Below are 15,197 nucleotides of genomic sequence, written 5' to 3' on the forward strand. Positions count from 1 at the left end.
AATGCAACCAGACGAGATTAGCGAAAAGCGGGAAGTTAACCGGGAAACCAGCTTGCACTTAATTGTTTTTAAATTAGGGGCCGAGGAATACGGCATCCGGATTGAGCAAGTGAAGGAAGTAACCATCACGCCCGAAATTGCCCGGATGCCCAAAACGCCACCTTTTATAAAAGGCATTGCCAATATCCGGGGCGATATTATTGCTGTAATGGACCTGGAAGAGCGGTTCCGGATAACTCCTGTTGTTCCGGAAAATAATGATGCCACTAAAGTCCGGAATACCTATACTCTGGTGTTAGAGGCCAAAGATTATACCATGGGTTTAATGGTGCGGGAAGTGCCGCAATCGTTAACCATCCCGGTGAGCCGCATCGAAAAAACGCCTACTTTTATTCAGGATTTAAATATTAACGATAACTACATCGAAGGCATTGGTAAGTTGGGCAACCGACTGATTATTGTGCTGGATTTCGAGAAGATTTTAACGTTTGAAGAAATAGAACAATTAAAAGCTTAAAAATTATAACGCATATTGTAGCCTGAACTCTAATCAGAGCCAAGGAAAAAAATATATCCAACATGAAAAATAGAATATTAATAGTAGACGACTCCTTTTACATGCGCACCATGCTTAAAAACATGTTATCGGATGCCGGCTACGAAGTAGTAGGCGAGGCCCCCAACGGCCAGACCGCCTTACAACTAGCCCGGGAAACCAATCCGGATTTAGTAACCTTAGACGTTATTTTACCCGATAATACCGGCTTGGATGTACTGAAAGGAATTAAGAAAGACCAGCCGGATATGAAAGTAATTATAGTAAGTGCTGTAGGGCAGGAAGTAATCGTAAACGAAGCCATCGAGAATGGCGCTTTTTCTTACATCGTGAAGCCTTTTTCCGAAGAAAAAGTTTTAGATACGGTAGCGCAAGCCTTGAAAGAAGCTTAGTTTATACCTGCGCCAAAACGCTAATTTAATAGTGGCGAAATATTTAAAATTTTAAACTTTAGCACGGCACAGTTTTAATAATAAGTGATGCAATACTATTGGTTAACCGCAACTTACAGTTCAAAAAAGCTTATTTGTAACTGAAATTTTAAAAAATTACTAAGCGGTTATGTAAAACATTCCGAGATAAACCGGAATAAAAGCAAGGCTTTTTCTTACAGGAATGCTTATTCTGCAGAAAGCCAGGTTGTTTTAAACAACGCATGAAATCGAGAGAACAAGAATATAAAGAAATATTTATTGCAGAGGCCCTGGAGTATTTTGATGCCCTAAACCGGCATTTAAGTACTTTAGAGAAAACCCCCGAAGATGAGCAAATTCTGGCTGAGGTTTTTCGCTTATTACATAACCTGAAGGCGAATGCCAAGGCCATTGGTTACCTGCAAATTTCTGATTTATCGCATAAACTCGAAACTGCTTTTGAATTAATCCGCAAACACGAATTAGCTTTTAGCAACGAAGTGGCGGCTGTGTTGTTTGATGGCATAGATTTGCTGGGCGAACAAATTACCAACGTCGATAACCAAGATTATAAGATTCCGGATGAAAACATCATTCGCAACCTCGATGTTATTATTAACCCCGAATTAGCCCATAGCACTACCGAAGTAGCCAAAGTAGTAAAGGTTAACGACCGCAACATTACGCTTTCAGATCTGATTTATATTCAAATTAAAAAATTAGATCATCTGTTAAATTTAGTTGGAGAATTAATCATCGACCGCGACCGCATTATCTCGCTAAGTAAAGACTTAAACAGCGAAGAGTTAAAAGCGGTGAGTTCGCATTTGTACCGGATTACCGAAGAAATCCAGTTTAGCGTAATGGATGCCCGATTGGTAAATGTGGGCTCCTTGTTCAACAAATTTCCGAGGATTGTCCGGGATATTGCGCAAGCCGAACAAAAAGAAATTCAACTGGAAATTGTGGGCCAGGATATTCAAATCGACCGGAATATTCTGCAAATCATGACCGACTCCTTGCTGCATTTAGTACGGAACGCCATCTCGCACGGCATCGAAAAAACGGCCGTCCGGCTTAAAAAGAATAAACCTCCGCAGGGTACGCTTATTTTGTCGGCGCAAAGCGACCGCGATAATGTTTTAATCCGGTTAACCGACGATGGCAAAGGCATTGATGTACCCGCAGTAAAAAAAGCCATTGTGGCGCGTAAATTTTTAAACCGCGAAGCCGTAGAAGATTTACGCGAAGCCGAAGTTTTATCGTATTTGTTTGAGCCCGGATTTTCTATGGCCAAAGAAGTTACGGAGTTCTCGGGGCGCGGCGTAGGGTTGGACGTAGTTAAAAATGCCATTGATTCGATTGGCGGCCGCATTCAAGTACATTCCGAAAAAGACAAGGGAACCACGTTTACTTTGCACTTGCCTACTTCTATTGCGGTAAAAGGCGCTTTATTGTTTGAGGTGGAAGGCGGCTACTACGCCATATTGTTAATGCACACCGATTCGGTGGTGGCCTTGGATATAGACGAGTTGCACGAAGTGGGCGACATGCTGGTAGCCAATATTAAAGACGAAACCATACCGGTTATTTACCTGCGCGATTTTTTAAATAACGACACGGGTAAAATGTTGCCGGGCAATAAATCCCGGCTAAATGGCTCGGTGCAAAACACAATAATTGTTATTTACAACAACCGGCGCTTAGGTTTAATTGTAGATAAACTGTATCGCCAGCAAGATATTGTTATTAAACCATTAAATAAACCAGTAGATAACATCGATATTTACGGCGGTGTTACTTTGCTGGGAACAGGTAAAGTTTGCCTGGTGCTGGATGTACCAGCCATTACCCGTTATTTTGTTACTAAGAAATAGCGGAGGATGGGGTTATATTCCAAGTTGCCGGCACGTAATAAAGATTTATTCATGGAACTACAGGTAACCGAATTAGAAAAGGATATTATTAAGGAAATTTTAAATATAGGGCTTGCCCGGGCGGCCGATTCTTTTGCTTCGATAGCCAAAGATAAGGTGCTGATGAAAGTGCCGGACATGGAACTGATTGGGGCTGGCGACCTTTTTAAAATTATAGGCGGCTACGAGGGTACCCACGAAATTATTCAATCCGACATTAAAGGCGATTTGAATGGCACTACCTTAATGCTGTTTTCGGGCAACCACGTAGAAATGCTTTCGGCGGTTTGCCTGAATTTACACCAGGCATATAAAAAGCCGCTCACCACCATGCAGGAATCTTTGTTGCTGGAAATCAGCAATATTATAACCGGCGCTTTTGTTACCCAGTTAGCCAATATTTTAAAAGCCGATATTTATGGTTCGCCGCCTTTGTATCCGCTCAACGGCATCAACCAATCATTAAAACATATCCTGGAGGTGAATCCGCAGTTCCAACCCATGATTTTTACGGTGCTCACGCATTTTACCGATCATGAGGGCATGGTGGAGTTACCTTTGTTCCTCTTTTTCGATACCATAACCTTTAATAAAATCTTAGAAATTATTCGTTCCTATAAATTTTACGAAGAGCGTTAGTTTAACGCTCTTTTGCTTTTAACCCCTGCCACTTACTTGTCTTATGCGGGTAGGTACAATTAGCAAAGCAGAAGTTTTAGCCGATTTTTTAAAAAATTAAAATTTATTCATTCTTTAACTTACTCAGAATTTAACTATGAACCAGGCAGCAGATAGAGCCGCGAGCAGAAAAGATAAAATTTTAAATTTTGACCCGAGTGGCGTTGGCAACAGCAACGCCGGCGTATACGGTTTGCCTTTTACCCCCGACGAAGCCGCTGTGGTGCTCATTCCGGTGCCTTGGGAAGTAACGGTATCGTACAGTGCCGGTACTGCTTTAGGCCCCGAGGCCATTAAATCGGCTTCTTCGCAAATGGATTTATTTGACCCAGCAATAGCAGATGCCTGGCAAATTGGCTTGGCCCTGGAACCGATAGATACGAATTGGCACGAAGCCAGTACCCGCCTGCGCGAACAAACCGCCGCTTATATCCAGTACCTGGAAGGAGCAGAATCGGATTTAACCGAAACCGATATTACCAGTTTACTTAACCAGGTAAATGAGCAAGGAGAGCAATTACTAAACTGGCTAAAGCAAAAAGCAACAGCTTATTTAGATAAGGGTCAATTAGTGGGCGTAGTAGGCGGCGACCACAGCTCGCCTTTGGGTTTAATGCACGCCTTAGCCGAAAAACACGCAGAGTTTGGTATTTTACAAGTAGATGCACACGCTGACTTACGGGAAGCATACGAAGGCTTCACGTACTCGCACGCTTCTATTATGTATAATGCTTTAAAATTACCACAAGTTAAAAAACTGGTGCAGGTGGGCATCCGCGATAGTGCCGAATCCGAAAATGCTTTAATTCGGCACAGTAACGGCCGAGTTTCTACTTTCTTCGACTCTTTTTTAAAAAATGAGATGTACGAAGGTAAAACCTGGAAAAAGCAATGCAAGAAAATTATTGCCCAGCTTCCCGCCAAAGTATACATCAGTTTTGATATCGACGGGCTAGATCCTAAGTTGTGCCCGGCTACGGGTACGCCGGTGCCCGGCGGTTTAGAGTTTGAAGAAGCCGTTTACTTAATTAAAGCTTTGGTAAAATCCGGCCGCGAAATTATTGGGTTTGATTTATGCGAAGTAGCTCCCGGCGACTCTGATTGGAACGGCAATGTGGGCGCCCGCTTACTGTATCAATTAAGTAACTGGATGGCAGTGTCTAATAAATTAGCGCAAACTTCTGCGGAGTAAAGTATTACTGTACACAAATCTGTTTTATTCCGTATAGCCATTTGGTTTAAGAAAGCGTATAATCCGGTATAATACCATTAGGCTTAACTTAGCCAAATTTAAAATTTTTAAAATTTTACGGGGTAAAACTAAAGAAAAAGTAATTAGATAAACAGAACAGGTGCAGGTAAAATCTGGTGCTAATTTCTTTTTCTGGTTGCGCTTTACGAAGCACAAAATCTCTTTTTTGTTTTAGCCCGTATTACGATCTGTTCACTAAAACAAAAAAACTATGGGATTTATTATTAAACTAATTTTAACGGGGGTAGCAGCCTTAGTAGCATCTTATATTTTGCCGGGGGTTACCATCGACGGCTTAGGTACCGCCATCTTGCTGGCCATTGTTCTTGGTATTTTAAACGCTATCGTAAAACCTATTTTGGTAGTGTTATCTTTACCCATTACCATTGTTACTTTAGGTTTGTTTTTATTGGTAATTAATGCTGTTATTATTTTAATCGCCGATTATTTATTATCGGGTTTTAGCGTGAACGGTTTCTTTTGGGCGCTTATTTTTAGCTTTGTATTATCTATTCTTACCTCTATCGTGGATATGATTACAAAATAAAATTTTTAAAAAATTACGATTAAGGCCCGGCTTTTTGCCGGGCCTTTTGCATTTAAGCGGCCTTGGTTTGCAGCCAATTCTGGCAAGCATCGGCGCATTCCTGACACTCTTCGGCGCATTTCTGGCAATGATCAGCATCATGCTTGGCACACTCTTCGGCGCAAGCTTTGCAAATTTCGATACACTCCCGCATAATATGGGGCGCGTGCGGCGAATTACGGGCTACAAACCGCGCAGTTAAGGTGCAAATATCAGCGCAGTCGCGGTCCAGTTGAATGCATTTTACCATCATATTTACGTGCTCTTCTTGCAAGCACAAAGTCATGCAGGTTTCGCAGGCAGTAATACACTTAATTAAAACGTGTTCAAGGTTATTCGTTACTTCCGATTTCATAGTTTTTTAAATTTTAAGTTTAAAGCACAGGTAAGTTTGTTTGTACGAGGCTCTTACCAGCATGTTTAAAAAATACCTTATTCACTCGCAGCCGGTATAAGCAGTGGTTGTAATTATTGGCTCGAAAACTTTTTTTAAGCCTTGCATCTAAAACCGTAAATTTGTTGTTACGAGAGCTAAACAGGTAAGATGATAACAGCAGCGCAGCAGGTTTTAAAAAAATACTTTGGTTACGATAATTTCCGGCCCATGCAGCAGGATATTATCTCTTCGGTTTTGGCGAAACGCGATACGGTAGTTTTAATGCCAACCGGTGGGGGTAAGTCGGTGTGCTACCAGGTGCCAGCCATAGTAATGCCGGGTATTTGCGTGGTTATTTCGCCTTTAATTGCTTTAATGCAAGACCAGGTAAAAGCCTTATCCACCAATGGCATTAATGCCGCTTATTTAAACAGCACCCAAACCGCTGATGTACAATATAACATCGAAACCGCTTGTTTAGGCAAAGCTATTAAACTGCTGTACGTATCGCCAGAGAAATTGCTTTCACAGGGGTTTTTCTCTTTTTTAAAAAGGTTGCAGGTTAATTTATTTGCCGTGGATGAAGCGCACTGTATCTCGGCCTGGGGGCACGATTTCCGGCCGGAATATACCCAACTGCGCAGCTTAAAAGAGCAATTCCCGCACGTACCAGTTATTGCCCTCACCGCCACCGCCGACAGGTTAACTCAAAAAGATATTCAGGAGCAATTGCACCTGCAGGATCCGGCTGTTTTTATTTCGTCTTTCGACCGCCCTAATATTAATTTAACCGTGTTGCCGGGGCGTAATCGGTTTAACCGGATCACGGATTTTCTGGATAGCCACAAAGGGCAGCCAGGTATTATCTATTGTTTAAGCCGCAATACCACGGAGTCGCTTAGCCAAAAGTTAAGGGCGCAAGGCTACAAAGCGGCCCATTACCACGCGGGCATGTCGGCCACGGCCCGGGCAAGTACGCAAAATGCTTTCCTGAAAGATAACATCCAGATTATGTGCGCGACCATTGCCTTCGGGATGGGCATCGATAAATCAAATGTGCGCTGGGTAATACACTATAATCTGCCTAAAAACATCGAGAGTTATTACCAGGAAATTGGCCGGGGTGGTCGCGACGGGGCGCCGGCCAATGCGTTGTTATTTTATTCTTTCGCCGATGTATTGAATTTGCGTAAAATGCTGACTGAGGGCGATAAAAAACAACAGGACTTACAATTAGTAAAGCTGGAGCGCATGCAGCAATACGCCGAGGCTACCAGTTGCCGTCGGCGCATTTTATTAAATTACTTCGGCGAAACGCTACATAAAAATTGCCAGAACTGTGATATCTGCCGCAACCCGCCGGCATCTTTTGATGGCACCATTCACGCCCAGAAAGCACTCTCCGCCGTGGCCCGCATGCTCGAAAAAGCACCTTTGGGTTTGGTAATTGATGTACTTCGCGGCTCCCGGAGCCAGCAGGTGTTGGAAAAAAACTTCGATCAAATAAAAACCTACGGGGCAGGCCGGGATACTTCCTACATCGACTGGCAAAACTACCTGCACCAGATGATTAACCAAGGCTTATTTGAAATAGCCTACGATGACGCTTATACGCTTAAAATCAGCAAGGCAGGTAAAGAAGTGTTGCTGCAGAATAAGCCCTTTGCCTTAGTTAAATTTGAGCCTAAAGCGGAGGCCGAAGAAGTGGCGCCCGTTAGAGCAAAGAGCAAGAAAGAAGTTTTAAAAGACGAATTGTTCGAGCGCTTGCGGGTACTGCGTAAGAAAATTGCTGATGAGCAAAATGTGCCGCCATACGTTATTTTCAACGATACTACCTTGAGCGAAATGGCCCAGGAAAAACCAACCAGCCGACCGGCTATGTTGTCGATTTCGGGCGTTGGTATGGTAAAACTGGAAAACTACGGCGAAGCGTTTATCAACGAAATTATTGCCTTTGTTACCGATCAGCAGGAGCAAGGCAATAAGGTGAAAGGCGCTACCCATTTAATTACACTGGAAGCTTACAAGCAAGGTTACAAAGCTGAACAAATTGCCTTGCAACGCAATTTAAATATTGTTACCATTTACTCCCACCTGGCCACGTTGTACGAGCAAGGTTACGCCATCGACATTAAAGAATATATTTCGGCGGCCGATTACCAGAAACTAGAGCCAACAATTGCCCGCTTAGGCACCGATGCAAAACTAAAAGAATACTTCGATCATTTTGAAGGAACAGTAGACTACAACACCATCCGTATGGCTATAGCTGTGTACAAACGCAAGCTAAAAGCGGTTAAGTAGATTGACTTTTAGCAAGCAGAACTTACCTAATTATTATTTATCAGCTAATTCCGGTCTTCCTGGTTCGGGTTTAATGCTCCAACTTGAAAAATTTAAAAAATTTTCTAAATGCTTCTGAATTAATTTGCTAAATGATTTAGAAATAATAAAAAAATTAGTAAATTTACTTTGTCTAAAAGAATTAATTTCCGTAAAAGGAAATAAGAATACAAAGGCATGATAAATACTAATTTAAAATTTCTGAGAAAGCAAACTGGTCTGACTCAGTCGCAGTTAGCGGAAAAACTGAACATTAAGCGTTCTTTAATCGGAGCTTACGAAGAAGGTCGCGCCGAGCCTAAGCTAAGCACCTTAGTAAATATTTCGAAGCTGTTTAATATTTCTTTAGATGTTTTAATTACTAAAGATTTGCCTTCTTCCAGTACCGAATCCAGCAGCATGGCGGTGCAGCGGCCTAATAACGGTAACCTGCGGGTGTTGGCCATTACCGTAGACCGGGAAGATCGGGAAAATATTGAATTGGTGCCCCAGCGGGCGAGTGCTGGTTACCTGAATGGTTATGCCGATCCGGAGTTTATTGAAGAATTGCCCCGTTTCCGGTTACCCATGTTGAGTAACCAGGGTACGCATCGTGCTTTCGAAATTTCCGGGGATTCCATGTTGCCGATTGCTTCGGGAGCCGTTATTATTGGCCGGTTTATCGAAGATTGGACCACCATTAAAGACGGAACTCCTTGTATTATCGTGAGCCAGAAAGAAGGTGTGGTTTTTAAACGGATATTTAATAAACTGAAAAACGAAGCTGTACTTTACCTGCATTCCGATAATCCTTCTTACTCGCCGTACCAGATTCAGGTAGAAGATATTCTGGAAATTTGGGAAGCCCGCGCTTACATTAGCACTACTTTCCCCATTGCCGATTTATCTTTAAACAAACTAACTTCGATTGTGCTGGACTTGCAGCAAGAAGTACTTAAATTAAAGAAAGCGTAAATTAATTAATCCATTTTATGAGCCCGGTTTACTTTATTGTAAGCCGGGCTTTTTTATGTTTATAGCGCAGTTTTTACGGTTACCAGGTACCGGCATTAACTTATCACCTGATATCGCGTATTTTAGAAAAATCAGATTTTTAAAAATTACGATACCTACACGATAAAACTATGGTAAAACTTATTAACGCCGAAGACCGCCATTTTTCGTCGACGGATTGGCTGCGATCGCATTATTTATTTTCCTTCGCCGATTACTACGATCCGGGCAATACACATTTCGGCCCGCTCCGGGTTTTTAACGACGACTACCTGGCACCAAACTCCGGCTTTCCGCAGCACCCGCATTCCGAAATGGAAATAATTACCATTGTGCTGGACGGCGAAGTTACGCACGAAGACAGCTTGGGAAACAACACGGTTATTAAAGCTGGTGATGTGCAACGCATGACAGCCGGCATCGGCATTACGCACAAAGAAACCAACAACTCCGATAAAGATTTGCACTTGTTACAATTGTGGTTTAATACGAACAAACCGGGTTTAAACCCCTCGTACGAACAAAAAAACATTGATTTTACCGATGCTAAAAACGAATTAATTCCTCTAGTTACCGGACAGAAAGTGTTGGAAGATGTCGTATTTATGAATTCAAATTCTACGGTTTATTTCGGACGCCTAAAGAAAGACAAAGAAATAGATTTTAAAACATTCCCAATCCGGGGCACCCTGATCTATTTACTGGAAGGAGAGTTGTTCGCCAACGGCATGCAAGCTACCACTAACGACCAGTTACGCATTGACGAAGAAAGCGCCATCCTCATCCGGGCCAGCCAAGATAGTTCTTTTATTTTAGTTGATGTTCCAGCCGTGGAGGCGAATTATTAGTTTAGACACTAAATACTAGATACTGGACCCTAAATATTAAAAATTCAGTTTATCGTATTTTGATCGAAGTAAAAAAGGCAGCCCAGTACTGCCTTTTTTGATGGATTCTGAGTAAATTTTAAATTTTTGGATATTTAGATTTAACTCACCTAACTTTTAAATTCACCTTCTTAAATCTAGAGTCTAGCGTCTAATATCTTGCGTCTATAAAGTATACTTCCTGCCTTTGTTCTGCTCTTTTAAATAGTCCATTAAGGGTTGAAAATAGGCAATCATGGCGCGGGCGCTCAGATCTTCGCCGGTTTTTTCTTTTAACATTTGCCGCCAATCGGCGCTGGCACCGGGGTACATGATGCTGGCTAAAAACTTACCTACCTCTTTATTGCCATAGTAATTGGTGGCATGCGGGTCTTGTTTTAAAATTTTGGTGGCAATGTGGTCGTGTAGTTGGAATAAGATGACAAACGACAAAGCATAATCATAGTATTGTGCCGGATCATCGTTGATGTGCGTTTTGGTAGTAGCATCGGCGTATTTATTGCCGCGCTCGTTAGGTGGTACAATGCCTTGATATTGTTGCGCTAGTTCCCACCAACGTTTATTAAAATCTGTGGGAGCTAAGTTTTTAGCGTATATATCGTGCTCAAACTCGCTCATTACCCCGGAGGCAAACGGAATAAAAACCACGTAGTTCAACGCTTCTTTTAATAAACTTTGCACCTGGTCAGTTTGGGCGTTAGCATCTACTAATTGCAAATTCGCCAGGAATGGTTGCTGCATTGCCGCCAAGCCCATTAAACTGCCCATGGCCTCGTGGTAAGCCCGGTTAGCGCCACCACGTAACAGAATAGGTACATCGGGGTTGGTATAGGTCAGGTAATAGTAAATATGGCCGAGTTCGTGGTGGGTAGTTTCGTACCATTCCGCGTTAGGTTCTACGCTCATCAAGCTACGTACATCTTTTTCTAAGTCCATGTGCCAGGCCGAGGCGTGATTGTTCTTTTTATAATTAGCCCCCGCAGGAACCGGGTACAAACTGGATTTAGTATAAAAACTGGCGGGTAAAGCCGGAAATCCTAAACTCTGGTAAAAACGTTCGGCTTGTTTTACCTGCCATTCGGCCCCTTTGGGTTTTAATGCAGCATCCAGGTTGCTGCCTTTTACTTCTACCATCGCGCTCCAATCTTGTCCCCAACGGTTCGGTAACCAGTGTGCTGGTAGCATGTCGGGCACTTCTTTCACCCCGTATTTTTTGGCTAGTTCGTAACGGGCGTAGGTGTGCAGTTCGCGGTACAAAGGTTTTAGTTCCTGATTTATTTGGCGCATCAAATTCATCATGTCTTCGCGCTTCATGCCGTAGTCCTCAGCTTGATAACTAAAATAATCATCGTAGCCGAGGGCCTGAACGGTTTTGTTACGCAAATTCCGCAGATTTACTAAACCCGATTTAAGCACGGTTCCCACTTCTTTACTCGCTTGCCAGGCAGCTAAACGTTTCGCCGGATCCGTTTCGGTACGTAATATTTCTTCAATCTGGTTCGTAGTAACCGATTTTCCGTCTATTTTGTAATCAAAGCCATATAGTTTTTCGGATTGTTCCGTTTCAGCTTTAATGCGGCTTTTTACTACGTCGGCTACCGTTTGCGGATTGTTGGCAGCGGCTCGTAAAGCAGTTTCGAGTTGCTTGACTTGTAATTCGGTGAGTTGGTCTTTGTGCTCTAATAAAGCTTGAATTTCTTGGATGTTTTCTTTGCTGCCGGTAAAAGCCGCGAAGGCTTCGTTGGCTTTACGGGTAACGATGGCGTTAGTAGAAACCCCGGCTACAATTCGGGTGTTGGATGCCCATTCGGCTTCGCTGGAAGCGGTGTACAATTTTTTATACTGCGCCGAATATGCTTGCAGGAACGTGTCGGCTTGCTGTTTGTAATCTTTCTTTGTTTCACAGGACCATAGCAACGCCAATGCACAGCCGGAAAGCAGAAGTTTTTTCATGAATTTTTAAATTTTAGGTAAAATCGAAGGAGCCCTTTTAATTAAAAACAATACTAACTAAGATACCGTTTGGTATACATCCGCGGGCTCAACGTTAGTGGTAATAACTTTTAGGTCCTGCAAAGTAGATATAACGGTCTGTAGCATTTCCTCTGAAATAGGTTCACCCGTAGACCAGCGGGTACTTTTAAACCAGGCTACCGCATCTTCCGGTTGCAAATGAAATTTCTCCACAACCAAATCTACAGATTGCGGGTTAGTCATAAATTTTTGACAAGTGCGATTAATAACAGTGAGTACTTTTTGCACAGCAGGTAAATTATTTTGCAGCACTTCTTCCCGAACCGCAATAACAAAACAAGGCCAAGGCGTGAGCGTTTCGCCTACCCGCCGGAATTCGCCGGAATCCACGAGGGGTTTGGTCATGAATTTTTCCCACATAAAAGCATCGGCTTCCTGGTTTTTAAAAGCGGCTCTAGCGCCATCCAGATTGCCCACCAATACCAATTCCTGCGCCTGTGGGTTCCACCCGCGTTGGGTCGCATCTACAAAAGCCATTAAGTGCGAACCGGAACCCATCCGGCTTACCGCGTAGCGTTTTCCTTGTAAATCATCAGGCGACTGAAAACTAGAATTTGCCGGCACGTGAATGCCCCAGATCAGCGGCGATTCTACGTACACCTGTACAATTTTACTGGGATTGCCATTGGCAATATCGGCCACAATGCCTTCAGTAAGTAAAACGGCTATGTCTAAAGTCCCATTGCGTAAATCTTTCGCCATGGCACCGGTTCCCCCTGGGTAATCGGTCCAGGTTAAATTAATGTTTTCGGCCTGGAACAAGCCTTGCTCTATGGACTGGTGCCAGGGAATGTTAAAATGTTCGGGTACGCCGCCAATGCGTAGCTGAGTGGTTTCTTGCATAGTTTTTTAAATTTTTAATAGGTTGCCAGCTTGTATACTGTTCCAAGCTGGTTCGGTTTATTTCTTTTAAATCGGAAAGATTTTTTAATGAGATATTAAAACTATGGGTAAACGTGTTATTTAAAAAATTCTCGTTCGCATAGCTGCTGCAGTAGCTTTATTGTATAGTGGAGTTGTTTCATAGCTGAGGTCTTTGTTCTTTTTGTCTTGATACAAAAAGAACCAAAAAAATCAAGACGCTAAAAACTCGCTGACCGCTCGAACAGTTTAGCGTCACTTTTTGCACCTGGCTAAAGCTACTTGTTGCATATCTAATGGGAAAAAGGATAAATATTGTAGCTGTTTATTTTACTCAATTGTAATGTATGTTCGCTTTTTCTGGTCAGATACTTGAAGGGTGTATTCATTTGTTTAAAAAGTTGTCCAAATCCAACATCCAACATCTAATCTCCAATTACTCTTCCAACAATTCTGGTTGGGATGGGGTTGTTTCTGGTTCCAGGTCTGATTCCCGGAGAAAATTGGTATCGATGGTTTTGGTGGTGCGCGCGCCTAATACTTTTAATTGCTGCACTTTCCGGATTAAGTTGCCTTTGCCTTCAGTGAGTTTGTTCATGGCGGCGGTGTAACTGGTCTGGCTGCTTTCAATGCTTTTGCCAATGGCTTTTAAGTCTTCCACAAAGTTGGCGAACTTGTCGTACAATAAACCGCTTTCTTTGGCTATTCTCAATACATTATTTTTTTGATTTTCCTGCTTCCAGACGCCTTCTACGGTGCGCAGCGTGGCCAATAGGGTAGAAGTAGTTACAAAAACCACGTTGTAATTGAGCGCATCAATAAACAATTCGCGGTCGTGTTGCATGGCCAAGTTAAATGCCGGTTCAATGGGAATAAACATGAGCACAAAATCCGGAGAATTTACTCCAATGAGCTGGTGGTATTCTTTTTTGCTGAGTTCCAGAAAATGCGTCCGAATGGATTGAATGTGGCTATTTAAATGCGCGAGTTGCATGGCTTCATCGTCGCAGTTGCAGTACGCATCATAGGCGTTAAGCGATACTTTGGAATCAATAATCAAATGTTTTTCGCCGGGTAGATTAATAATTACATCGGGGCGGTACACTTTATTGTCGTCGTTGCGCAATACCACTTCACGCCGGTAATGTTCGTCTTTCTTTAAACCCGATTTTTCCAGCAACACTTCCAGCAGGTATTCGCCCCAGTTACCCTGGGTTTTGCGTTCGCCTTTTAAAGCCCGGGTCAGGTTAATTGCATCCTGGCTCATCTGCTGATTTAGTTGAGCCAGCATGGTAATTTGTTCTTTTAAGGCAGTATTTTCTTTCAGGCTTTTCTCGTAGGTGGTATCTACTTTGGTTTCAAATTCCTTGATGCGCTCTTTTAAAGGAGTCAGAATGGTTTCCAGGTTTTCGGCCGAAGCTTTTTTAAAATGTTCGGCATTGTTTAGTAAAACCTGGTTGCTCACGCTGGAAAATTGCTGCAGAAACGTATTACGCAAGGTTTCCATTTCTATTTTCTGATCTTCCAGTTTTTGCTTGAGGTGGTACAGATCGGTTTCGGTTTTGGTTAATTCCGACTGCAAACCCAAAATGGTGTTGTTTTCGGTACGCAGTTGTTCTTTGAGTTGGTTTATTTCGGCATTTTTTTCCTGCACCTGGGTTTGCCAAACCTGCTGCGCTACTATTGCCTGGTTTACTTGTTGTTGGGTACCATTCTGTTTTGCTTTTAAAGCCAGATAAGCACCAATTAATCCTACCAGAAAACCCGTTATCACCAATATTATTTCCATCCCTTGAATTTACTATTATTTGGGTTTTGTAACAAATTGTGGGGGTAGGAAGTGCCTTTTGCGGCGGTTAAGCTTTTTGTTTACTTTTCATATTCTATTCTCCTTCTTTAGCGGAAAGTATTACAAAAGAAATTCTTTGGAGTCTTTGCAAGCCTCCAGGCTCAGGTTCCATCTTATTTGAAGTGGCTGAGTTTGCCTCATGGCCGGCGGGCCCCGTTTGGCTCTTCCGCACTCGCCAGCCTTCCTTTCCTCGCTCCGCTGCGGAATGCCTGCGGCACCGGAACCCTGGCAGGTGCTCCACAGCCAAACTGATGTCATCTGCTCTTAGCTACTGTATTTACTTGTTTAAACTGTTTTTGTGATTGTGATTGACCAAACCTTCGCTAAACCTATATAAGTATAAGGTAATTTTAAGATTACTTATCATTCTAGAAGTTGCTATAAGGATAGCGGAAGCCATTAGCAACTGACACCAGTTTAGCTAGTGAGGGCCTTCTAAGGTTCTGGTTTTGC

The 15,197-nt window shown here is 42.8% G+C and carries 13 protein-coding genes; 9 read left to right on the top strand and 4 right to left on the bottom strand.

The features are described from left to right. The first annotated feature begins 1 nt into the window (after position 1). The 6 genes from HUW51_RS18240 (at position 2) to HUW51_RS18265 (ending at position 5,362) form a co-directional block, all read left to right on the top strand. A complete protein-coding gene (locus HUW51_RS18240; RefSeq protein WP_185271057.1) occupies positions 2-517 on the top strand; it encodes a chemotaxis protein CheW in 516 nt (171 codons plus the stop codon). Positions 518-579: 62 nt separating this feature from the next. Then, positions 580-948, top strand: coding sequence for a response regulator (locus HUW51_RS18245; protein ID WP_185271059.1), 369 nt, complete (start codon positions 580-582; stop codon positions 946-948). 263 nt (positions 949-1,211) lie between these two features. After that, positions 1,212-2,846, top strand: a complete 1,635-nt coding sequence (locus tag HUW51_RS18250; RefSeq protein ID WP_185271060.1) for a chemotaxis protein CheA — start codon at positions 1,212-1,214, stop codon at positions 2,844-2,846. Between the two features lie 51 nt (positions 2,847-2,897). Continuing rightward, on the top strand, positions 2,898-3,524 hold the full coding sequence (locus tag HUW51_RS18255; RefSeq protein WP_185271062.1) for a chemotaxis protein CheC: 627 nt from the start codon (positions 2,898-2,900) through the stop codon (positions 3,522-3,524). A gap of 136 nt (positions 3,525-3,660) precedes the next feature. After that, the gene (locus HUW51_RS18260; protein WP_185271063.1) at positions 3,661-4,755 is read left to right on the top strand and encodes an agmatinase family protein; all 1,095 of its coding nucleotides are present in this window, start codon (positions 3,661-3,663) and stop codon (positions 4,753-4,755) included. A 271-nt stretch (positions 4,756-5,026) separates the two neighbouring features. Beyond that, on the top strand, positions 5,027-5,362 hold the full coding sequence (locus tag HUW51_RS18265; protein WP_185271065.1) for a phage holin family protein: 336 nt from the start codon (positions 5,027-5,029) through the stop codon (positions 5,360-5,362). A gap of 52 nt (positions 5,363-5,414) precedes the next feature. Here the strand turns inward: HUW51_RS18265 and HUW51_RS18270 are convergent, their stop codons facing one another. Beyond that, a complete protein-coding gene (locus HUW51_RS18270; RefSeq protein ID WP_185271066.1) occupies positions 5,415-5,756 on the bottom strand; it encodes a four-helix bundle copper-binding protein in 342 nt (113 codons plus the stop codon). Positions 5,757-5,945: 189 nt separating this feature from the next. On the opposite strand from HUW51_RS18270, the gene recQ reads away from it, so the two are divergent. The 3 genes from recQ (at position 5,946) to HUW51_RS18285 (ending at position 9,961) form a co-directional block, all read left to right on the top strand. Then, entirely contained in the window at positions 5,946-8,081 is a 2,136-nt protein-coding gene (recQ, locus tag HUW51_RS18275) for a DNA helicase RecQ (protein ID WP_185271068.1), read from the top strand. 216 nt (positions 8,082-8,297) lie between these two features. Continuing rightward, the gene (locus tag HUW51_RS18280) at positions 8,298-9,074 is read left to right on the top strand and encodes an XRE family transcriptional regulator (protein WP_185271069.1); all 777 of its coding nucleotides are present in this window, start codon (positions 8,298-8,300) and stop codon (positions 9,072-9,074) included. A 170-nt stretch (positions 9,075-9,244) separates the two neighbouring features. After that, positions 9,245-9,961 carry a pirin family protein gene (locus HUW51_RS18285; RefSeq protein ID WP_185271071.1) on the top strand — a complete coding sequence of 239 codons (717 nt, stop codon included), beginning with the start codon at positions 9,245-9,247 and terminating at the stop codon, positions 9,959-9,961. Positions 9,962-10,165: 204 nt separating this feature from the next. On the opposite strand, the gene HUW51_RS18290 is transcribed toward HUW51_RS18285, so the two are convergent. From HUW51_RS18290 to rmuC, 3 genes are all read right to left on the bottom strand, one after another. After that, positions 10,166-11,953, bottom strand: coding sequence for a M2 family metallopeptidase (locus HUW51_RS18290; RefSeq protein ID WP_185271073.1), 1,788 nt, complete (start codon positions 11,951-11,953; stop codon positions 10,166-10,168). Between the two features lie 57 nt (positions 11,954-12,010). Beyond that, a complete protein-coding gene (locus HUW51_RS18295) occupies positions 12,011-12,877 on the bottom strand; it encodes a substrate-binding domain-containing protein (RefSeq protein WP_185271074.1) in 867 nt (288 codons plus the stop codon). A gap of 454 nt (positions 12,878-13,331) precedes the next feature. Then, the gene (rmuC, locus tag HUW51_RS18300) at positions 13,332-14,684 is read right to left on the bottom strand and encodes a DNA recombination protein RmuC (RefSeq protein WP_185271075.1); all 1,353 of its coding nucleotides are present in this window, start codon (positions 14,682-14,684) and stop codon (positions 13,332-13,334) included. Between the last annotated feature and the right edge of the window lie 513 nt (positions 14,685-15,197).

This window comes from Adhaeribacter swui (genome assembly GCF_014217805.1).
Taxonomy (GTDB): Bacteria; Bacteroidota; Bacteroidia; order Cytophagales; family Hymenobacteraceae; genus Adhaeribacter; species Adhaeribacter swui.

Coding starts and splice junctions, on each gene's coding strand:
- HUW51_RS18240 (WP_185271057.1), top strand. CDS start 2: ATGCAACCAGACGAGATTAGCGAAAAGCGGGAAGTTAACCGGGAAACC.
- HUW51_RS18245 (WP_185271059.1), top strand. CDS start 580: ATGAAAAATAGAATATTAATAGTAGACGACTCCTTTTACATGCGCACC.
- HUW51_RS18250 (WP_185271060.1), top strand. CDS start 1,212: ATGAAATCGAGAGAACAAGAATATAAAGAAATATTTATTGCAGAGGCC.
- HUW51_RS18255 (WP_185271062.1), top strand. CDS start 2,898: ATGGAACTACAGGTAACCGAATTAGAAAAGGATATTATTAAGGAAATT.
- HUW51_RS18260 (WP_185271063.1), top strand. CDS start 3,661: ATGAACCAGGCAGCAGATAGAGCCGCGAGCAGAAAAGATAAAATTTTA.
- HUW51_RS18265 (WP_185271065.1), top strand. CDS start 5,027: ATGGGATTTATTATTAAACTAATTTTAACGGGGGTAGCAGCCTTAGTA.
- HUW51_RS18270 (WP_185271066.1), bottom strand. CDS start 5,756: ATGAAATCGGAAGTAACGAATAACCTTGAACACGTTTTAATTAAGTGT.
- recQ (WP_185271068.1), top strand. CDS start 5,946: ATGATAACAGCAGCGCAGCAGGTTTTAAAAAAATACTTTGGTTACGAT.
- HUW51_RS18280 (WP_185271069.1), top strand. CDS start 8,298: ATGATAAATACTAATTTAAAATTTCTGAGAAAGCAAACTGGTCTGACT.
- HUW51_RS18285 (WP_185271071.1), top strand. CDS start 9,245: ATGGTAAAACTTATTAACGCCGAAGACCGCCATTTTTCGTCGACGGAT.
- HUW51_RS18290 (WP_185271073.1), bottom strand. CDS start 11,953: ATGAAAAAACTTCTGCTTTCCGGCTGTGCATTGGCGTTGCTATGGTCC.
- HUW51_RS18295 (WP_185271074.1), bottom strand. CDS start 12,877: ATGCAAGAAACCACTCAGCTACGCATTGGCGGCGTACCCGAACATTTT.
- rmuC (WP_185271075.1), bottom strand. CDS start 14,684: ATGGAAATAATATTGGTGATAACGGGTTTTCTGGTAGGATTAATTGGT.